Raw genomic sequence first — 20,127 nt, 5'->3', positions numbered from 1 at the left:
AACTCATGTGATTTGAGCTAAAGTTAAGATATTTAATAAATTAAAAGTAAGATTTATACCTCTATTGTCTGCCCTTTTTTGGCTCCTTTGAAAACATAAGTATATAACCACATAAGTGTAAATGATGGTATAATATCAAACCCTGGTATTATCTCTTCTAAGAAAGTAAATACACCTGCAGCTTGCCCTACCTTACCTTTATACATTCTGGTCATTAGCCAGGCCGCCAACGGTGCCCAGACTATATCTGAAAATTCACCTACAAAAGGTATTACGAAAGACAGCATACCTATACCGTCAAAAAGCAACCCCATTAAAAGTTGCTTATATTTTTTTTCTTTTAAAATTGACATATTTAAAAATTAGTTATTCTAACTTAAGAATGCAACAAAGATGCCAAATTTTAAAAATAAATAAAAGATGATTAAGACCTTCTAAGAAAGTTTTGCGCTGATTAGTTTCAAAAACTCGTTTCTTGTCTCAATTTTTTCGAACTGTCCTCTAAATCCTGAAGTTGTAGTTACCGAGTTTTGTTTCTGTACACCACGCATCATCATACACATGTGAGACGCCTCAATTACAACAGCAACACCTTTGGGTTTTAATGTATTATTGATGCACTCTAAAATGTCGTGTGTTAGCCTTTCTTGCACCTGTAATCTTCTAGCAAAAACATCAACAACACGAGGTATTTTACTTAACCCAACAATTTGACCATTAGGTATATATGCAATATGTGCTTTGCCAAAAAATGGCAACATATGATGCTCGCATAAAGAATACAATTCAATATCCTTTATAATAACCATATCATCATATTCTTCTTTAAACATTGCCCCTTTTAAAATCTCTACTGGATCTTGTTTATACCCTTGAGTTAAAAATAGCATAGCTTTAGCGGCACGCTCTGGTGTTTTAACCAAACCTTCTCTTTCTACATCTTCACCAATTTCATCAATAATAGATGAATATCTGCTTTTAACTTCATCGGTAATTTCAAGATTGTACTCTTCTAAATTTCTATATGGGGACATAAATCATGTTTGTGTTTAACCTAATTAAACTTAAGTTGAACAAATTTAGTATATTCTTTTATCATCCAACATAAATATTTCATAAATAAATCTTCATTCATATAATGTTGCGTATTAATGGTAAACGCAACTAAAAGAGAAATACTATTTTTACCGTGCTCCTTTTTCATTAATTTTGAACTTCAGCATAACAATATCCTAAACACAAACTTTCTTATGATAAAAGCTTCTAACATTCATAAATATTACGGAGAATTAGAAGTTCTTAAAGGTGTTGATCTTCATATAAAAAGGGGAGAAATCGTTTCTATTGTTGGTGCTTCTGGCGCAGGAAAGACCACATTATTACAAATTTTAGGAACTTTAGATGTACAGTCTAATCGTAAGGATAGCACGTTACTTATCAATAACATTGAAACTACTAATCTGAATGATAAAGATTTAGCAAAATTTAGAAATGAACATATAGGATTCATCTTTCAGTTTCATCAATTGCTTCCTGAATTTACAGCCATTGAAAATGTATGCTTACCTGCATTCATAAAAAAAACACCGAAAGCTGAAGCAGAAATAAGAGCAAAAGAGCTTTTAGATTTTTTAGGCCTATCTCATCGCTATAATCATAAGCCATCAGAATTATCTGGCGGAGAACAACAACGAGTGGCCGTTGCTAGAGCCTTAATCAATAACCCATCAATTATCTTTGCTGATGAACCTAGTGGTAATTTAGATTCTGAAAGTGCCGATAATCTTCACAAATTGTTTTTTGAATTACGCGAAAAATTTGGACAGACATTTGTTATCGTAACCCATAACAGCGAACTGGCAGAAATGGCAGACAGAAAATTAACCATGGTAGATGGCAAAATTGTAGATAAAGAAATCATTTTAGCATAAGGAAAAACAGATGCTAGAGGAACTTTTATTATTTGCAAAGAAGCCGGTTTATGAACAGGATATTACAACTCCATTTTCAAACAAATTAAGAATATTTTTTAAGTTACTGATTATAGCTTTATGCACAAGCATTGTGTTATTAATAGTCGCAAGTTTAGTTGAAAATTCACTTCAACTAGACATGGGTAAACATGCAATGGATGATTTATTCGATAACTATTCAATTATTCTAATTTTCCTTTTAGCAGTAGTAATTGCACCATTTTTTGAAGAGCTATTATTTAGAGGTCCGCTTGTATTTTTTAAAAATTCTACCTCTTTTAAAATAGTCTTTTATGCATTTACTATCGCTTTCGGCTTTATGCACATTAGTAATTTTGAAATGAACACCCAGGTATTGCTGTTCTCTCCACTATTGGTTGCGCCACAAATAGGTGTTGGTTTTCTTTTAGGCTTTATACGTGTTAAATACGGACTAGTTTGGTCAATGGCACTACATGCTTGCTATAACATGGTACTCATAGTACCTGTTTTGATAATGCAAATTTTAGATATACCGATTGAATGACAAAAAGCGAATTAAAAGTATTTTTAGACGAGAAGGTTATTCAGTATAATAACCCTGAGTTTTTAGAAACAGACCCAATACAAATTCCGCATCTTTTCACAACAAAAGAAGACATTGAAATAAGTGCTTTTTTAACTGCTACGATAGCTTGGGGCAACAGAAAAAGCATCATCAATAATTCGCATAAACTCATGGAAAGAATGGGGCAAAGTCCGTACGATTTTGTTCTCAATCATACCAATGAAAACCTTGAAAATTTAGCTGGCTTCGTCCATAGAACTTTCAATGATATTGATCTTACTTATTTTATTCAGAGTCTTAAAAACATTTATACCAGCCATAATGGTTTAGAAGGTGCTTTTACAAAACATCAGGGCAAGGACAGTTTACAGCCAACAATTTCAGAATTCAAGAAAATATTTTTTGAATTACCGTATGAGCAACGTATAACAAAGCATGTTTCTGACCCGTTAAAAGGATCTGCCGCCAAAAGAATAAATATGTTTTTACGGTGGATGGTAAGAGACGCGTCTACTAATGTAGATTTCGGAATCTGGAAAGATATTAATCCTTCCAAATTATCTTGCCCATTAGATGTTCACTCTGGTAATGTAGCCAGAAAACTAGATTTATTAAAACGGAAACAAAACGATGCCAAAGCGCTTGCAGAATTAGATAAAAACCTAAGAAAACTGGACCCGTTAGATCCAGTTAAATATGATTTTGCTTTATTTGGATTAGGAGTCTTTGAAAAATTCTAATTGACCTTTTCAAATTGTTGGTCGGTCAATGTTTTCATAAAAGCGATAATTGCTTTCGATTCTACTGCCGTTAAGTTTAAAGAATCTGGAGGTAAGGTTTGATAAGGTACATCTAAGCCCATACCTAATCCACCACCAACATTATAAAACTCTACCACTTCCTCTAAAGTTGCATACACCCCATTATGCATATAAGGTCCCGTTAAATCTACATTACGCACAGTTGAAGTTTTAAAGAAATGCTTCTTCTCCTCCACTTCATATGGGTAATACTGACCCCAATCATCATCTAAAACAGGATTTTGAAAACTTGCGTTCTTTGGCACACCAAGATTCTCAAACTCGCTCTCCATATATTTTGGAGGTACCGTACCGTTGAAAGCCGGAGGAAAATGACATGTTGCACAAGCGGCTTTTCCCATAAAAAGATTAAAACCATGAACTTCTTCGTTGGTCAGGGATTCTTCTAATCCGTTTATATTTCGGTCAAATTTAGAATCGAAAGTGGAAAGACTTCTTATATAAGTAGCAATTGCATTTCTAGCATTCATATTGGTTATTTTACCATCGTAGAGCGAATCAAATTGAACTCTGTAAACTGGCTGTTCTTGTATTTTTTCTTCCAGTTGTTCTAAATCGATATGAAATTCGTTTTCATTATTGGTAACACCCACAATCTGATCTTCTAACCCGTCTGCCCTACCATCATAAAACAATGAACGCTGATAAACGGCATAAGTTAATGTGGGTGAATTACGTTGTAATTCTTTTCCATTTATACCTATTGCTTTTACATAACCATCTGTAAAAGCTTTCTCTTTAATATGGCAGGTAGCGCAACTAATTGTACCAGTACTAGACAATGCTTTGTCATTAAACAATTGCTGCCCTAATGCTATTCTTTCTTCTGTAATTTCTGGAGCTCTTTGCATTGAGAACATTTTCATATTAAAAAAATTCTTTTCAAATAAACTTGTTGCATTTGGGTTTAATGAACGAGAATTACTTAATTCAACATCCCAATCTTTTGCTGTTTTCAAAGCTAATTCTAGCTGATGATTGGTATGTTCTTTTATAAAAGAATAACGATCAAACTCATCAAAGTTGCCTTTTTTCAAAATAGCAATGGTAGCTGCTATTTCAGTACTCCAGTCTCCATATAATTCCTTATTGGTAAAAGCATCTTTATAAATATCTAAAACCTTTTGTATAGATTCATAATTATAAACCGCTTCATTTAAGGAGTTTGAAAGCATCGGCGAATCAAAACCTGTAATCCCTTTTGTTGCGATATTTACAATAGCATCTCTAATCATTTTTAGATGATGTCTATCTCGCTGCGCAATTAAAATATGATTCTTTTTTACAAAAGGTATTCTAACCTTTAAGTAGGTTAAAACGGAGTTCAATTCTTTATTAGAAAAACCTTCTTCAGCATATAGAAGTTCTTCTAAAGCTTGAAAACTCTTTGGGTCTTGAATTTTAATATCTTGATGGTCATCTATTTCTACTTTTAATAAGTTAGGTGCATTCATAGATACATAATTCTCATAATCATACGCTATGAGCATTGGCTCTACCCTTTTATACCATGCTCTACTTTTAAGAAAAAGCTCTTTATTTTTTGATACGGTGTTTAACGTATCTATCTGTTGCATGTAATGCGAAGTACTATCTAGGGTAATAAAATAATAATCACGTATAGCATCATTAAACATAGATTGCTCACTATTTGTAATCATTAATTTTGGTTTTGACTCCTCATGTTTACAGGATAGAAGAATCCCCAACAATAGTATCAAAATCCATTTATTATGAACTACTCTCATATTATTTATTGAAATTGTAATGAATAGAAAAGGCTCCCAATGAAGGGAACCTTTTTAAAAGAATTTATAAAGTAAATTATCTAGGCAAACCTGTCAATTTAAAAAGAACAGAACCTTCTAAAGATGCACTACCCTCACTAATAGCAGTTGGATCAACAAACTTAAGTCCGTCAGCCCTTACAGCAGTTTCAGGTGTAGTACTATAATTCCATCCATGTACTTGAGCACCACCAATAAAGGTTGGTTCAGATGCACCTATGATATCAGTAACATCAAATAACCCGGTAATTTCCCACATACTATCAGTATTTCCAATACCAACGCTAGATGCAAAAGTTTGGTTACACTCCATAACTTCAACAAAGCTACCTGTGTTTAAATCTAACTGCCATAATTTTGCGAATCCAGTAATATCCGCGTTTAAATCACTGTAACCATTTGGATCTTCTTGAATGTAAGCATAGTTCTCAGTGACCATTATATTATCAGGAGAATGTAAACCGTCACCTTTACCACCTTCAATATCGCCATCTACAACTACTGTAAGAACTGCATCGGCAGTTGGGTCAGTATCATTTAATTCTAACTTATACACACGACCAAAACCGGTACCTCTAAGGTTCAAATCTGGGTTATCACCACGAATTCTTCCTGTTGCATTAAAATATACTTCTCTTTGCGCATCGGCAGAACCTCTTCGCCAGTCAATATCTTCAATTCTTTGAAAACCAATTGCAGAAGCATCTACAGCTTCTTGATTTAACTCGTCTATAGTTCTTTCAGTAACTTCTACCCATTCTACGTCATAGGCAACATCTTGAGACATTCCCATTTCAAATAGCTGTCCGCCTTCACCAGGTAAAGACTCTACAGGATTCTTTCCTCTTAAAACATATAATTTACCACCGTAAAGATCACCTCTAGCAGCAACATACATTCCAAAATGAGCTTGTGGGTATACATTATCGCTATGGTCATCTCCCATGAAAATAACAGTTTGAGAAGCGTATGCATCTTTACCGATTGCTACGGCATTTTCAGTAGACCATTCGCCTAATGCAGGTAATCTTTCTACCTCTACCCTATCTTCTTTTGAACGAAAAGGATTCACTTTATAAACACCTTTTGCGTTACCGCCCCATTCGCCACCAGCAAGGTACAAAGGTCCGAAACCATGCTCTTCAACTGTTATAGCAGAACCAGAACACATAGCCGTAAATGCTGTAGCTGTTGAATTAACAATATAATCGCCCTGTAATGGTTGAAGTTCTGAGTTTAGCATTATTCTCGCAATAGAATAATCTGCTTCTAAATTATTAATCAACGCGTAGTTACCATCTTCAGTAGGAAAAAGTGCAGCACCATCCATATAAGAACCGTAAACAAAAGTAGAATCTGACTCTAATATATCGGCAGAAGACATAATCATATTAAGGTCGGCAGATCCTGCAAATGCACCTTTAAGTTCAAACAATTCATTGGGAGTTACAGAACTAGTTAATGGAATGGATTCTGCCAAAGTTAAATCTTGACCATCAGCACCATCTTCTCCGTCAGTACCATCAGCGCCATCGACACCATCAATGCCGTTTGTTCCATTTGTACCATCAGCACCATCTTCGCCCTCACAGCTCATTATTGCTAATCCGAGGCAAGAAAAGAACACAGCTTTTAATAGTAAATTTTTTGATTTTTTCATTATCAATATAGTTTTTAGGTTATGAATGCCAAAACTATATAGACAACCTTTTAGAAAGGTTCACTGAAAATTAGCAATTGATGAACAGAAGTTTATGCTTATGTTAAGATGTAAAATTAACTTGAATTTGAAGTGATCTAAACTTGAAATTCAAGTTAATTTAAATGTAATGCTACTGATTTAAAACATGTTAAGATACTATTCCTAAATCACCTAAAGACAGCGTTTGTTCTTTACCACCTTCTGCGATTGATTTATAAATAGCTTCAACGATAATGATATCTCTTTTTCCCATTTCACCAGGCGCGATGTTTTTGGTACCTAATAGCACATGCTTAGCAAAATCATCCATCTGTAAAGCTTGTTGTCTTTTAAATGGAAATTCTAAAGTATTACCGTTTGATGTTCGCCCACTTATTGGTCCGTAGCTATGAGCAGGATCCAACTCAAACCAACCATTACTGCAATGGCATTTTAATCGGTTACCATTTGCGTTGTGTGAAGTCATCATATGTGCAACTGCACCATTTGCAAATTTAAATTGTGCGGTAATAGTTTCATCAGTATCCTTAAAGTAATCTGGCCGTGTACTAAACTCTTGTGCAGAAACAGAGATAGGATTCTGTCCCGTACCATAAATACTAGTTTGTATTGCATATACACCCATATTCATTAAAGCACCACCACCAGACAATGCCTTATTCAAACGCCATTGATCAGGGTTACCACTAGAAACATATCCGGCATCCGAAGAAACAAAAAGCACATCTCCAAAAGTTTTCTCCTTTACATATTTCTTTACCTCATTGGTATAAGAATCGCTCTGCATTCTGTAACCAACACCTAGTTTTACGTTATTTTCTTTACAAGCATTTATAATAGCATCGCATTCTTTAACACTAACAGCCATTGGTTTTTCGCAAATAACATGTTTACCAGCTTTTGCAGCTCTAATACAAAAATCTACATGCATACTATTTGGTAATGCCACATAAACGATATCAATATTATCGTTCTTTGCTATAGCATCAAAATTATCATAATTATAAATATTCTTTTTAGACAGGTTGTATTTCTCTTTCCAAATGCCTTCTTTCTCTTTGGTCCCGGTAACAATACCAGCCAAATAACAATGTTCAGTTTCTAATAACGATGGTGCAAGTTGATGTTCACTATAACTTCCTAAGCCTACTAAAGCAATACCTAATTTTTTATTTATAGGCTTAGTAGTAAATGCTTTTGCTAGTGGCATGTTAGATAACAATGTTGTTCCTAATATTCCTTTTGCAGCTATACCGCTAAAAGAGCGTCTTGATAATTTCTTCATGTGTCTATTTTAATGCTTTAGAAAATTAAATAAAAATCATTAAATTTCATCAAACCTTTAATGAATTTTATATTTAGAATATACAGTACTATTAAGTGCCGTATTCTTTATAATAATCTTCATAAATGAAGAATTGACATTAACAGTTTAATCAATTCTTGTTGAAGTAAATATTGAGCTTTTATGCTTATTTTCGTTCAACAACAGAACCTTATCAAACCATGAAAAAACTTCTACAACTATCAATTTGTTTGGCAGCTACCATTACTGTTGCCCAGTCTAGAGAATTACCCATAGACACCGTAATTACCACACAACATACAGCTACCATTAACGGAGCAACTTTTTCCTACACCGCGCAAACAGGCACACAACCGGTATGGGATGAAAACGCAAAACCTATTGCCACTTTACATTACACCTATTACACTAGAAATAATATCAAAGATCGCGCTGCAAGACCATTATTAATATCTTTTAATGGCGGACCAGGTTCTGGATCTGTTTGGATGCATTTAGCATATACAGGACCAAAAATATTAAAGATTGATGACGAAGGATATCCGGTACAACCATATGGCGTAAGTTCAAATCCGCACTCAGTTTTAGACGTAGCCGATATTGTATATGTCAACCCTGTAAACACCGGATACAGCAGAACCATACCTGCAAGCGGAAAGGAAGTTGATAGGGAAAAGTTCTTCGGAATTAATGCCGATATAAAATACTTAGCAGAATGGCTGAACACCTTTGTTACTAGGAACAATAAATGGCGTTCACCAAAGTACATAATAGGTGAAAGTTATGGTGGAACCCGTGTCATGGGTCTTTCATTAGCGCTACAAGAACAACAATGGATGTACCTAAATGGTGTAATCATGGTTTCTCCAGCAGATTATAAAGTAGTCCGTAATTCCGGACCAGTAGCCGAAGCAATAAACCTACCCTATTATACAGCTGCTGCTTGGCATCATAAAATGTTACCGCCAGCATTGCAGAGTAAGGATTTACTAGAAATTTTACCAGAATCGGAAGCATATACCATTGATAAATTAATGCCGGCACTAGCAAAAGGCGGATTTTTAGACACTACTGAAAAAGAAGCTATTGCAGAAAAGATGGCTTATTACTCTGGATTAAACAAAAAAGATATTCTTGATCAAAACTTAGTAGTGCCTACCTCTTTCTTTTGGAAAAACCTTTTAAAAGATAAAAGTGGGTATACTGTAGGTCGCTTAGACTCACGATATCTAGGTATTGACAAACAATTAGCCGGCATGAAGCCAGATTACAATTCTGAATTAACATCTTGGTTACATAGTTTTACACCAGCAATTAATTACTATCTACAAGAGGAACTGAATTTTAAGACCGATGTAAAATATAATCTATTTGGCCCTGTACACCCTTGGAATAATGAAAATGACAATACTAGAGATAACTTAAGATTAGCAATGGCTCAGAACCCATATTTAAATGTTATGATCCAATCTGGATACTACGATGGTGCTACTACCTATTTTAATGCAAAATATACCATGTGGCAAGTAGATCCAAGCGGGCGCATGAAAGATAGGTTTAGCTTTAAAGGCTACCGATCAGGTCACATGATGTATTTAAGAAGAGAAGATTTAAAAACGGCAAATGATGATATTCGTGATTTTATTAAACGTACAGTTGCAACGGATAGAAGTGCGAAATATTAAAAAACTCTAGAAACTTATTTTTCTAAAACAGTACTAGACATTCCCAATACAAGCAATGAATTTATATCTATTGTTTCTGTTGGGAATTTCTTTTGAAATCTGAAATCGGCAGATTTAATAGCATCCCGATAAAGTTGTTCTCTTTTACGTTGTTTTTTCTTTTTGAAAATATCAATGGTAACTCCCACCGTAGCGCCACCCAACACCGTAGCCAATAAATCTTCATTGCTCCAACCTCCATATTGCTTCTGGTCAATACTTTCTTTTGCCAAACCAATTAACAAGCTACCACCAACAGCACCAATGAACGTCCAAGTTCTATCACCGTCTGAAATTTCGTTAGCTACTCCGGCGCCTACTAAACCATATAGATTTCCTCCTAAAAAATGAAGTACTTTATCTTGTTCTATTTGACCATATGCACTTTGTAGTGTTAAAGCAGCAATAATCATTATGAGTATATTTTTCATACCATGCAAAGATAAAATTCTATATCATGCATCAAGTATAAAAATCGTTACTATTAGTTGGTTAAATTCTCTGTAGCTATATTTTATATTATCTTACAATTTTAAAAATTATATGGAACTAAAGAATTTTATCAAGAGCCTTTCTATCATGCATTTGTTCTTACTTATTGGCTTAAGTATTTTTACTATTTGGGTGATTTTTCAAATCAATACCTTCAATACAGACAGCAATGCAGGTAGTGTGTTTTTATATGCCGTACCCATATTTGCTATGATTGGTTATTTTGGTAGTCAATGGATATTTAAAAAAATGACTTCTAAAATTCAGTTAAACACACGACTAGAAGACAAATTAAAAAAATATCAATCTGCCTTACATATAAAATATGCACTTATTGAAATGCCTGCCTTCATAGGTCTATTTGCCTATTATAATACAGGTAACGCGTTACCACTGGTAATCTCAATTTGTTTATTGGCATATTTAGCAGTGCAAAGACCAAATAAAGATCATATCATTAAAAATGTACCATTGACTGCTGAAGAACAAAGTCAAATTCAACAAGCGTAAACAACCAACAAAATGAAAAAAGTAAACTACTTAATTTTAACCTGTATGTTATCGTTCTTAGGTTTAACCACAATTAATGCACAAGACTGGGCAGATTTAAAACATTTTGAAAAAGCAAATGCCGAAGTACAAGCAGTATCAGATAATGAAGAACGGGTTGTATTTATGGGCAACTCAATTACTATAGGTTGGCTAAATAGTCGACCAGAGTTTTTTGCAGGTAAACCATATATTAATAGAGGTATTAGTGGGCAAACTACGCCACAGATGCTCATTCGTTTTAGACAAGATGTAATTAATCTAAATCCGAAAGTAGTGACTATACTTGCAGGCACAAATGATATAGCAGGTAATACAGGTCCGTCAACCTTAGAAATGATTATGGATAATATAAAAGGTATGACAGAACTTGCCCATGCCAACGGTATTAAAGTTATTTTATCTTCTACCCTACCTGCATATGATTACCCCTGGAAACCGGGTTTAGAACCATCAGGTAAAATCATTGATTTAAATAAAATGATAAAAGAATATGCAGATACTAATGGGCATATTTATTTAGATTATTTTTCTGCAATGGTAGATGAAAGAAATGGCCTACCAAAAAAATACGCCGAAGATGAAGTACACCCAACAGTTGCAGGTTATAAAGTAATGGAACCATTAGTAGAAACAGCCATTGCAGAAGCATTAAACAAATAAAATTTAACCTAAATATTGATTCAAAAAATCAGCTTTTAAAACTAGTTAAGATTTGATTATTTTTGAAGAAATTTGATTACTATAAAAATGAAAAAAACACTATTTCTATTGGTCGCTACGGCCATGGCATGCAATTCTTCTCAAAAAACCGTTACAGATGGCGCAACAGAAGAAGCATCATCAGTTGCATCTGAAATTTCATTTGCAGAAACAATTACTGAAGCAGAATTAAAAGAGCACTTATACATTTATGCTTCAGATGAATTCGAAGGCAGAGAAACAGGTCAACCGGGTCAAAAAAAGGCAATAGCATATTTAAAAGCAGCATATGAAAAACTAGGTATACCTGCGGCTAAAAAAGATGGTAATTATTTTCAAGAGGTTCCATTAGAAATCAGTAAACTTCCTATTGGTAAGTTAAGTGTTGATGGTACTGATTTTGCTGTTGGCGAGCATGTATTAACTTTTTCAGCTGCCAACATATCAACTGATGACATTGTTTATGCAGCTTATGGAATAGATGATGAAACATATTCTAATTACAATGACCTTAATGTAGAGGGTAAGATTGTTTTAATGAAGTCAGGTGAGCCAAAAAATGCTGATGGAACCTACGTAATCACTGGTACTACGGAAACATCTAACTGGAGCAATATGTCAGAATCTTTGACAAAAAGAGTACAGATTGCTATGGATAAAGGCGCTATTGGTGTATTGTATTATGATGCCGGTAATTTCAGTCGATTTAAGCGCAGGTTTGAATCAATGAAAACAAATAATAGCGGCAGAATGGAAGTAGTAGATAATAGCGCTCCAGAATTCTACAACTTGTTCATTGACCAAACGCTTGCAAAAAGCTTTTTTCCCACTATTGATACGGATGATGAGCCGCAAATTTTAAGTAAAAAATTACAATTGGCTTTTGAAAGTTCTAATGATAAAATTTCATCAGAAAACGTTGCAGCTATATTAAAAGGTACTGAGAAGCCTAATGAGTATTTAGTAATTTCTTCGCACTTAGACCACATTGGCATTACTGGTGATGGTGAAATAAACAATGGTGCTGATGATGATGGTTCTGGTACTGTTGCGCTTTTAGAAATTGCTGAAGCTTTTAAGAAAGCAGCAGATGCAGGTAACGGACCTAAAAGATCTATTGTTTTCTTGCACGTTACGGGTGAAGAAAAAGGATTGTTAGGATCACAATATTACACCGATGTAGACCCAATTGTTCCGCTTGCGAATACTGTTGCCAATTTAAATATTGATATGATCGGTAGAATAGACCCTGAACGTGAAGGAGACCGCAACTATATCTACTTAATAGGTTCAGATAAATTAAGTTTAGAACTTCATAATCTATCTGAAGAAGTAAATAAGAAATTCATGAATATTGAATTGGATTATACTTATAATGATGAGAACGATCCAAATCGTTTTTACTACAGAAGTGATCATTATAATTTCGCTAAAAACAATATTCCTATTATATTTTATTTTAACGGTACTCACGCAGATTATCACAAACCAAGTGATACACCAGATAAAATAAACTACGACCTTTTAGAAAACAGATCTCGATTAGTTTTTTATACGGCTTGGGAAATTGCTAATAGAGAAAATAAGTTAAAAGTAGACTAGCAATCAACAACTTAAAATTTAGAAAAGCCTTGTAATCTCAATGATTTACAAGGCTTTTTTATGCTTTAACTTAGGTAAGCAAATAGTACAAAACAAAAAAGTCTTAGAAATGAATCTAAGACTTTTTATCTGCCTTTTAGGGTGGAAGACCGGGTTCGAACCGGCGACCCTCGGTACCACAAACCGATGCTCTAACCAGCTGAGCTACAACCACCATTTGTAAGCGAGTGCAAAGATAATTTTTTTAAACAGTTCTAACAAATAATAATTTAAAAATTCAATAAATATTTAATTTTAAGAATCATTAATTATAATTTTTTTAACTTGAAGTTTTATTTGAAACAACCTACTAAGTTTATACCACTATTCATAATGCTTTCTAAATCAAATTATAAACATAATTTTTTACTATTCGCATTTGCATGTTTCAGCTTTTATACCGCTATAGCCCAAAAAGATAGTATTGAGTTTTATAATCAAAAAATTTCTCAATTAAAGAATTGTCCAGATTTTTCAGAAAACACACCCGAATATATAGACAACCTAAACCAGCTCTCTTATTACCAAAGACTAATTGAGCAAGACTCCATGTTAATAAACTCAGAACGAGCACTTGAACTGAGTAAGCAAAACGATTACATACATGGTGAGCTCGAAGCATTAGCGAACCTAGCGTCATTATATCTATATTCTGGGCAAACTGATAAGTCTATCGATTTCAGTTTAGAGACTATCAAAAATCCTGATTTAAAGAATTATCCCAAAACAGAAATGAAGATTTATAATATTCTTGGACAAGGATATTATTTAAAAAATGACTACCCTTCCACATATACTCAATTCTTACATACGCTTGCTATAGCAGAAAAAACAAGCGATCAATTTCATTTATTTCGAATGAACATGAATTTAGGCACAATTTTCAGTCGCCTAGATGATTATAATGAGGCTTTAAAATATTACGCTATAGCCTATAAATACGTTAAAAAATTAAATGACCCTACCAAAGAAGCTATGCTGCTAAGTAATATGGCATTCTTAAATATTGAGTTAGAGAATTTAGAACAAGCAAAGATTGAACTAGACGAAACATTTGCGCTGTTTGAAAAAAATAAGCAAATAACATGGTTAGCATGGACCTACTCTACATTAGGATTATATTACTTAACATTAAATGATTTTGATAATGCTTTAGTGAATTATCAGATATCTTTAGATATGCATGATGGTTTCAATGATGTCAAAGCAAAAGCGGATATAAAATATGGTCTTGGAAGATCATATTTAGGACTAAATAATTTAGTAAAAGCTAAGGCGAGTATAAATGAAAGTGTAACGTTATATGCATCTTCTGATTATGATGCTGGTCTAGAAAAAGCATATAGGACCTTATATGAAATTAACAAAAGTCAAGATAACGTAACCGAATCTTTAAAATATCTTGAATTAACCGAAAAACTTTCTAACGATATTTTCAAGAAAAATAATAGACGAAATTTAACTATGCTTAATGCAAAATTAAATTTCGAAAAAGAAACTGAAAATTTAAAAGCTCAGAATGAATTTGCGTTAAACCAACAGCGTAAGTATGTGAAATGGTCACTTGCAGGACTATTTACTTTAATGGTTATAGTATTTATAATCTTAAAAGCCAATCAACGAGAAAAGATTCTCAATAAAAAATTAGCTAATCAAGCAGAGATTTTAAATAATAACCAAGAGAGCCTTACTCAAATAAACGCTAATCAAGATCGCTTATTTTCAATAGTAGGTCATGATTTAAGAGGACCTATTAATTCATTGAACGATATTCTAAGGTTATATTTAGAAGACCCAGAAGGCAAGGTTTATTTTGAACAATTTGCTCCACAACTTAAAGAAGACCTTGAACAAGTGCAATTTACCATGGATAACCTTCTACATTGGGGAAAAACACAAATGCAAGGTAGCAGCATTAATGTTCGAAGTATTTCTGTTAAGTATGAGTTAGATACTATATTACAGCTGTATAGAAATGAAATAAAGAAAAAATCTATCGTCATTAACAACCAAGTAGCAGCTAACCACAATGTATTTGCTGATCAACAACAATTCAATATTATTTTCAGAAATTTAATAAACAACGCCATTAAATTTACTCCTAATGAAGGTCTGATTACAATATCTACTGAAATAAAAGATAAAAATCTGGTAATTCAAGTTACAGATACTGGTGTAGGTATGACAGAGGCAGATATACAAAAGCTATTTAGTAACACCGAAAATTTCTCTAAATATGGTACAAATTTAGAAAAAGGGACTGGTTTAGGTTTGCGCTTAGTAAAGGCTATGGTTATAAAAAATGATGGAGAAATAATAGTTAAAAGTCAACCAAACCAGGGTAGTCAATTTATAATTGAATTACCTGTAGATATAGCATAAATTCTGCTTAAATTTTTATTCATTATTTACTTCTAATAAATAATATACTTATACTACTTAGTGCTTTTCTATTAGCAAGTTTTACATCTACAAAAGCTCAATTCATCGACGAAATACTCTTTTAGAACGTTAAAACACACAATAAAGCGCGTTTCACAACATTTATTACATTTCCATATTCTTCTAGGTTAATTTTAGAATCGCATAATTGAGCGTTAACTATGAACCGAAGAATACTAAAACCATTTTCATTACACTACCTATTACGGGTGTGCATGGTTGGATTCTTATTTATAGTAATAGGTAATCTATCAATTTTAGCGCAGAATTCTAAAAGAGATACATTGATACAAGAACTAGAGGATTTAAAAAACTCTACTTCTTTCAGTGCTAAGGATACCTTATATATTCAAAATCTAGTTAATCTTGCTACTGAATATCGTTTTCACAATTTAGATACTTTATTTACAATCAGTAAAAAAAGTCTTGACCTCAGTCAAAAAACCGGGTACATAAATGGTGAAATTAGTTCTTACCATACTTTGGGCGGCTATTATTCAGATAAAGGAAAAATAGACCAAGCAATTGAGTATTTCACAAAGGCATATAACCTTGCAGCAGAACATGATCAACATTTTTTAAAGGCTAGAACCTTAAACGATTTAGCTAAAGAATATGGGTATAAAGGCGAATACTCAAAATCATTAAAATGGTATTTGTCTACGATAGAAATTGCAGAAAAATATGACTATAAAAATATTAAATCAATTGTAAACGACAATATTGCACATTTATATCTTGAACAAAAAGATTATGAACAGGCAATGGTGTTTTTACAAAGATCTAAAGCTATTCATGAAGACATAGGCAACCCCCTATTTTTGGCTGAAACTTTAAGCAATATCGCTTCTACATATGCAGATATGAACGAGTTAGAATATGCTATGTATAATGTCAATATAAGTATTGCCACTTTTGAAAAAGAAAGAATACTAGAATGGCTAGCGTATTGTTATGAAATAAAAGGAAAGATATATCTTAAAAAAAACAAGAATACTTGGGCTCTGTTTTGGTATAAACAAAGCGAATTGCTGCATCAAGAAATAGAAGATGATCGTGGCAAAATAGACTTATTAAATGGCATGACAGAAGCCTTTTTAAATCTTAAGAAAGATAGCGTAGCTGAAGTATATGCATTAAATGCATTTGAACTTTCAAAAAAAATAGGTCTCAGGTCTGGTATAAAAACCAGCGCACATAAACTTTCAAAAATCTTCAAGGAAAAGAAAGACTTTGAAAAATCGCTTTATTATCACGAGCTCTATCAAGTAACATATGAATCTCTTTCTGCTATTAGTAACGAAAAAGCATTGAATATGCTTAAAACAAGAGTAGAATATGACCAGCAAAAACAGCAATTAATTCTTGATAATGAAAAAGCGCTGGCCAAACAGAAAATATACATTTATGTATTTATTGTAATACTATTCATTTTTGCGATTATAACATTGTTGATTCACAGAAATGAACAAGCACAGAAAAAATTAAATCTAGAACTTAGAAATAAGAAAAATGATTTAGAAGAGAAACAAGCGTATTTAAATGAATTAAATCAGACTAAAAATAAATTGTTCTCTATCATCGGTCATGATTTAAGAGGACCAATAGGCGCATTTCAAGGGCTTTTAAAATTATTTAAAGAAGGAGAAATGACCAAAGACGAATTCTTGAACTTTGTTCCGAAATTAAAAGTAGACATTGACACTATATCGTTTACCCTCAACAACTTACTTTCATGGGGTCAAACACAAATGAATGGATCAATTACTAGGCACTCTGTAACTAATTTAGATTGTATTGTAGAGGAAAATATAGCACTCTTATCTGAAATTGCAGAAGCTAAGTCTATTACAATAGTAAATAGAATTGAACCTAATTGTCAAATTTGGTCAGATCCAAATCAAATAGATATTATCATTCGAAATCTATTAAGCAATGCTTTAAAGTTTACACCTAAAAACGGACAGATAATTATTGGTGCCATACAAAAAATTAAAACTTGCGAGATATACATAAAGGATAATGGAATGGGTATGAGTGAAGATATTATTGCTAAATTATTTGAGAAAGATTCTAACCACACTACTTATGGTACCAATGATGAAAAAGGTACCGGACTTGGGCTTTCATTATGTAAAGAAATGGTCGAGAAAAATAATGGCAAAATATGGGTACATAGCGCATTAGGTAAAGGCTCTAGCTTTTATTTTACCATACCAAGAATACAAAAACGATATAAAGAGTCTGCTTAAATTAAATGGTCAAGTGAATCTACTGCCACCATTCTTTCAACGGTAAAGCCTTCTGCAAAATCAACGCCAACTAATCTACCTAAATCTTTGGCTCTGTAATGTACACTTTCAATAAAGGTTTTACTACTAATTGGCGTTTCTGGTTCATTGCTCTTAGGATCATGAAACTGAGATGTATATGCTAAAATTGCATCAGTTTTAGCTCCAATATAGTCACTAATATCTACTACAAAATCTGGAGTAATATTTTTCCACTGAATATAATGGTATACCAATTTAGGTCTCCATTCGTGTTGGTTCTCCTCTCCTATTTTAGTTTCAATTCGTCTTAATCCGCTTAAAAAACAAGAATCACTAACAAGTTTACTTCCTTTACCATGATCTATATGCCTATCATCAATAGCATTACACAAAACCGTATGCGGCTTGTATTTACGAATCATTTTTATAATTTCTAATTGATGCGCTTCATCGTTTATAAAAAATCCGTCTCTAAATCTTAAATTTTCACGTACCGCTACACCTAAAATTTTTCCTGCGTTAGCAGATTCTTGATCACGAATTTCTGCTGAACCTCTCGTTCCTAATTCACCACGAGTTAAGTCTACAATACCTACTTTTTTACCCAAAGCTATTTCTTTGGCAATGGTACCACCTGCTCCAAGTTCTGCATCATCAGGATGCGCTCCAAATACTAAAATATCCAACTTCATTCTATACTATTTCTATTGATGCTTATTATTTTATACTTTCTAAAGCTTGTAAAATATCTTCTTTTAAATCTTCTATTTCTTCAATACCTACAGAAAAACGAATTAATCCGTCAGCAATGCCTTGTTCTGCTCTAACCTCTGCACTCATTAACGCGTGAGATGTTTTAGTAGGTGATATAACCGTACTCTCTACACCTGCTAGACTCATTGATGGCTTTATCAAGGATAGCGCTTTCTGAAATAGCGATGCGTCTAAATCTCCATTCAATTCAAACGACAACATTCCCCCAAATCCTTTCATTTGCTTTTTTGCAAGTTCATGTTCGGGATGTGATGGTAAGCCTGGATAATATACTTTTTCAATCTGGGGTAATCCGTCAAGAAAATGAGCCATTGCTAAAGCACTCTCATTCTGTGCTCTTACACGAATACCCATTGTTTTAATACTTCTCTCTAACAACCATACCGTGTAATCACTAAGGCTACCGCCAAAGTTTTTTGCTAATTGAAATATTCTGTCCATATACTCGGTCGTTGAAGCAACTGCTCCGGCACAGATATCTGAATGACCGCCCATATACTTCGTAGCACTATGTATTACCACATCTATTCCAAAATCAATGGGGTTTTGGTTTACCGGACTTGCAAAAGTATTATCAATCATGGTTACTAACCCATGCTTTTTGGCAATTTTGGCAATAGCCTCTAAATCGGTAATCGTTAATAAAGGGTTTGAAGGAGTTTCAATGTAAATAACCTTTGTATTTTCTTTTATTTGAGCTTCAAAAGCATCTGCTTGCCATCCTTCTGTAAAAGAATATTCAATACCAAATTTAGCAAACTCCTCGTTTATTAAATTATATGTTCCGCCATAAAGGGTTTGCTGCAGCAATACGTGATCTCCTGCTTTTAAAAATGCTAATAAGGCTGTACTGACCGCAGCCATACCGCTACCAAAAATTAATGCAGACTCCGCATGTTCTAAAGCTGCAACTTTTTTACAAAGTCCTTCTTGATTTGGTGTATTAAAATATCTTGGATAACGCTTTACATCAACATCTTCATAAGCATAAGATGTACTCATATATAATGGAGAAATTGCCCCCTTATGTTGTGTATCTTCTAATTCACCTACGTGTGTACAAATGGTATTCAAGCCTTTTTTATTCGAATTCATGCGCTAATAATTATAGAAAATAAAGGTAAGAAAATAGAATGTAAACAAACTCACTATCCAACATCTGTATGTTATCATTAAAACAATATAATATAGGTCTAAAAAGAGCGCTAAAACTTTCAAGGAAAATTACTTAAAACATCTGTGTACACTTTTATTAATTAATAACCATCTGTCATTACTTTATTAAATGGAGTTAAGAATTAAGAATTACGGAATACTTCAATCTAATTCCTTTTAAACACATCTACTTTACCATTTTGTTTCTAGATTTAAACTTCAACATTTCAAAACCTATA

17 protein-coding genes and 1 tRNA gene are annotated in these 20,127 nt (G+C 33.2%); 9 read left to right on the top strand and 9 right to left on the bottom strand.

Features of this window, described 5'->3' with window-relative positions; genetic code table 11:
- Window positions 1-53: 53 nt before the first annotated feature.
- Both BUC31_RS10585 and folE read right to left on the bottom strand, forming a co-directional pair.
- Window positions 54-353 (bottom strand): hypothetical protein, encoded by a 300-nt coding sequence (locus BUC31_RS10585; RefSeq protein ID WP_073243992.1) that lies wholly within the window; start codon window positions 351-353, stop codon window positions 54-56.
- An 81-nt stretch (window positions 354-434) separates the two neighbouring features.
- Window positions 435-1,034: a GTP cyclohydrolase I FolE gene (folE, locus tag BUC31_RS10580; RefSeq protein WP_073243990.1), complete on the bottom strand. Its 600-nt coding sequence runs from the start codon at window positions 1,032-1,034 to the stop codon at window positions 435-437.
- Window positions 1,035-1,250: 216 nt separating this feature from the next.
- Here folE and BUC31_RS10575 point away from each other — a divergent pair, with 216 nt between their 5' ends.
- From BUC31_RS10575 to BUC31_RS10565, 3 genes are read left to right on the top strand one after another with little or no spacing between them, the layout of a single operon-like run.
- Window positions 1,251-1,931 (top strand): ABC transporter ATP-binding protein, encoded by a 681-nt coding sequence (locus BUC31_RS10575; RefSeq protein WP_073243988.1) that lies wholly within the window; start codon window positions 1,251-1,253, stop codon window positions 1,929-1,931.
- A gap of 10 nt (window positions 1,932-1,941) precedes the next feature.
- Entirely contained in the window at window positions 1,942-2,499 is a 558-nt protein-coding gene (locus BUC31_RS10570; RefSeq protein WP_073243986.1) for a CPBP family intramembrane glutamic endopeptidase, read from the top strand.
- Entirely contained in the window at window positions 2,496-3,260 is a 765-nt protein-coding gene (locus BUC31_RS10565; protein WP_073243984.1) for a TIGR02757 family protein, read from the top strand. The genes BUC31_RS10570 and BUC31_RS10565 overlap by 4 nt, the downstream gene beginning before the upstream one ends.
- On the opposite strand, the gene BUC31_RS10560 is transcribed toward BUC31_RS10565, so the two are convergent.
- From BUC31_RS10560 to BUC31_RS10550, 3 genes are all read right to left on the bottom strand, one after another.
- Entirely contained in the window at window positions 3,257-5,002 is a 1,746-nt protein-coding gene (locus BUC31_RS10560) for a cytochrome-c peroxidase (protein ID WP_170861952.1), read from the bottom strand. The two genes, BUC31_RS10565 and BUC31_RS10560, sit on opposite strands and share 4 nt — an antisense overlap.
- A gap of 163 nt (window positions 5,003-5,165) precedes the next feature.
- The gene (locus tag BUC31_RS10555; protein WP_073243980.1) at window positions 5,166-6,788 is read right to left on the bottom strand and encodes a PhoX family protein; all 1,623 of its coding nucleotides are present in this window, start codon (window positions 6,786-6,788) and stop codon (window positions 5,166-5,168) included.
- Between the two features lie 190 nt (window positions 6,789-6,978).
- Window positions 6,979-8,115, bottom strand: a complete 1,137-nt coding sequence (locus BUC31_RS10550) for a Gfo/Idh/MocA family protein (RefSeq protein ID WP_073243978.1) — start codon at window positions 8,113-8,115, stop codon at window positions 6,979-6,981.
- Between the two features lie 221 nt (window positions 8,116-8,336).
- Here BUC31_RS10550 and BUC31_RS10545 point away from each other — a divergent pair, with 221 nt between their 5' ends.
- Window positions 8,337-9,821, top strand: a complete 1,485-nt coding sequence (locus BUC31_RS10545) for a S10 family peptidase (RefSeq protein ID WP_073243976.1) — start codon at window positions 8,337-8,339, stop codon at window positions 9,819-9,821.
- 14 nt (window positions 9,822-9,835) lie between these two features.
- Here BUC31_RS10545 and BUC31_RS10540 read toward each other — a convergent pair whose 3' ends face one another.
- Window positions 9,836-10,291, bottom strand: coding sequence for a YfiM family lipoprotein (locus BUC31_RS10540; protein WP_211573861.1), 456 nt, complete (start codon window positions 10,289-10,291; stop codon window positions 9,836-9,838).
- 112 nt (window positions 10,292-10,403) lie between these two features.
- Between BUC31_RS10540 and BUC31_RS10535 the strand changes: the two genes are divergently transcribed.
- The 3 genes from BUC31_RS10535 (at window position 10,404) to BUC31_RS10525 (ending at window position 13,205) form a co-directional block, all read left to right on the top strand.
- Window positions 10,404-10,862: a hypothetical protein gene (locus BUC31_RS10535; RefSeq protein WP_073243972.1), complete on the top strand. Its 459-nt coding sequence runs from the start codon at window positions 10,404-10,406 to the stop codon at window positions 10,860-10,862.
- 12 nt (window positions 10,863-10,874) lie between these two features.
- A complete protein-coding gene (locus BUC31_RS10530; RefSeq protein ID WP_073243971.1) occupies window positions 10,875-11,564 on the top strand; it encodes an SGNH/GDSL hydrolase family protein in 690 nt (229 codons plus the stop codon).
- Between the two features lie 87 nt (window positions 11,565-11,651).
- Window positions 11,652-13,205, top strand: a complete 1,554-nt coding sequence (locus BUC31_RS10525) for a M28 family peptidase (RefSeq protein ID WP_073243969.1) — start codon at window positions 11,652-11,654, stop codon at window positions 13,203-13,205.
- Between the two features lie 139 nt (window positions 13,206-13,344).
- On the opposite strand, the gene BUC31_RS10520 is transcribed toward BUC31_RS10525, so the two are convergent.
- Window positions 13,345-13,420: transfer RNA gene (locus BUC31_RS10520), tRNA-His, on the bottom strand.
- Between the two features lie 157 nt (window positions 13,421-13,577).
- Here BUC31_RS10520 and BUC31_RS10515 point away from each other — a divergent pair.
- Window positions 13,578-15,626: a tetratricopeptide repeat-containing sensor histidine kinase gene (locus BUC31_RS10515; protein ID WP_073243967.1), complete on the top strand. Its 2,049-nt coding sequence runs from the start codon at window positions 13,578-13,580 to the stop codon at window positions 15,624-15,626.
- Window positions 15,627-15,901: 275 nt separating this feature from the next.
- Window positions 15,902-17,938 carry a tetratricopeptide repeat-containing sensor histidine kinase gene (locus BUC31_RS10510; RefSeq protein ID WP_073243965.1) on the top strand — a complete coding sequence of 679 codons (2,037 nt, stop codon included), beginning with the start codon at window positions 15,902-15,904 and terminating at the stop codon, window positions 17,936-17,938.
- Here the strand turns inward: BUC31_RS10510 and bshB1 are convergent.
- Together bshB1 and BUC31_RS10500 are read right to left on the bottom strand one after the other, a co-directional pair.
- Entirely contained in the window at window positions 17,935-18,651 is a 717-nt protein-coding gene (bshB1, locus tag BUC31_RS10505; protein ID WP_073243963.1) for a bacillithiol biosynthesis deacetylase BshB1, read from the bottom strand. The two genes, BUC31_RS10510 and bshB1, sit on opposite strands and share 4 nt — an antisense overlap.
- Window positions 18,652-18,676: 25 nt before the next feature.
- Window positions 18,677-19,828 (bottom strand): trans-sulfuration enzyme family protein, encoded by a 1,152-nt coding sequence (locus BUC31_RS10500; protein ID WP_073243961.1) that lies wholly within the window; start codon window positions 19,826-19,828, stop codon window positions 18,677-18,679.
- Window positions 19,829-20,127: the final 299 nt, after the last annotated feature.

The organism is Maribacter aquivivus (assembly GCF_900142175.1).
GTDB classification, from domain to species: domain Bacteria; phylum Bacteroidota; class Bacteroidia; order Flavobacteriales; family Flavobacteriaceae; genus Maribacter; species Maribacter aquivivus.
The sequence above is the reverse complement of the archived record's forward strand: the minus strand, read 5'-3'. Positions and strand labels throughout refer to the sequence as shown.

Coding starts and splice junctions, on each gene's coding strand:
- BUC31_RS10500 (WP_073243961.1), bottom strand. CDS start 19,828: ATGAATTCGAATAAAAAAGGCTTGAATACCATTTGTACACACGTAGGT.
- BUC31_RS10575 (WP_073243988.1), top strand. CDS start 1,251: ATGATAAAAGCTTCTAACATTCATAAATATTACGGAGAATTAGAAGTT.
- BUC31_RS10550 (WP_073243978.1), bottom strand. CDS start 8,115: ATGAAGAAATTATCAAGACGCTCTTTTAGCGGTATAGCTGCAAAAGGA.
- BUC31_RS10515 (WP_073243967.1), top strand. CDS start 13,578: ATGCTTTCTAAATCAAATTATAAACATAATTTTTTACTATTCGCATTT.
- BUC31_RS10540 (WP_211573861.1), bottom strand. CDS start 10,291: ATGAAAAATATACTCATAATGATTATTGCTGCTTTAACACTACAAAGT.
- BUC31_RS10535 (WP_073243972.1), top strand. CDS start 10,404: ATGGAACTAAAGAATTTTATCAAGAGCCTTTCTATCATGCATTTGTTC.
- BUC31_RS10525 (WP_073243969.1), top strand. CDS start 11,652: ATGAAAAAAACACTATTTCTATTGGTCGCTACGGCCATGGCATGCAAT.
- BUC31_RS10510 (WP_073243965.1), top strand. CDS start 15,902: ATGGTTGGATTCTTATTTATAGTAATAGGTAATCTATCAATTTTAGCG.
- BUC31_RS10565 (WP_073243984.1), top strand. CDS start 2,496: ATGACAAAAAGCGAATTAAAAGTATTTTTAGACGAGAAGGTTATTCAG.
- BUC31_RS10555 (WP_073243980.1), bottom strand. CDS start 6,788: ATGAAAAAATCAAAAAATTTACTATTAAAAGCTGTGTTCTTTTCTTGC.
- BUC31_RS10585 (WP_073243992.1), bottom strand. CDS start 353: ATGTCAATTTTAAAAGAAAAAAAATATAAGCAACTTTTAATGGGGTTG.
- BUC31_RS10530 (WP_073243971.1), top strand. CDS start 10,875: ATGAAAAAAGTAAACTACTTAATTTTAACCTGTATGTTATCGTTCTTA.
- BUC31_RS10570 (WP_073243986.1), top strand. CDS start 1,942: ATGCTAGAGGAACTTTTATTATTTGCAAAGAAGCCGGTTTATGAACAG.
- BUC31_RS10545 (WP_073243976.1), top strand. CDS start 8,337: ATGAAAAAACTTCTACAACTATCAATTTGTTTGGCAGCTACCATTACT.
- folE (WP_073243990.1), bottom strand. CDS start 1,034: ATGTCCCCATATAGAAATTTAGAAGAGTACAATCTTGAAATTACCGAT.
- BUC31_RS10560 (WP_170861952.1), bottom strand. CDS start 5,002: ATGATTACAAATAGTGAGCAATCTATGTTTAATGATGCTATACGTGAT.
- bshB1 (WP_073243963.1), bottom strand. CDS start 18,651: ATGAAGTTGGATATTTTAGTATTTGGAGCGCATCCTGATGATGCAGAA.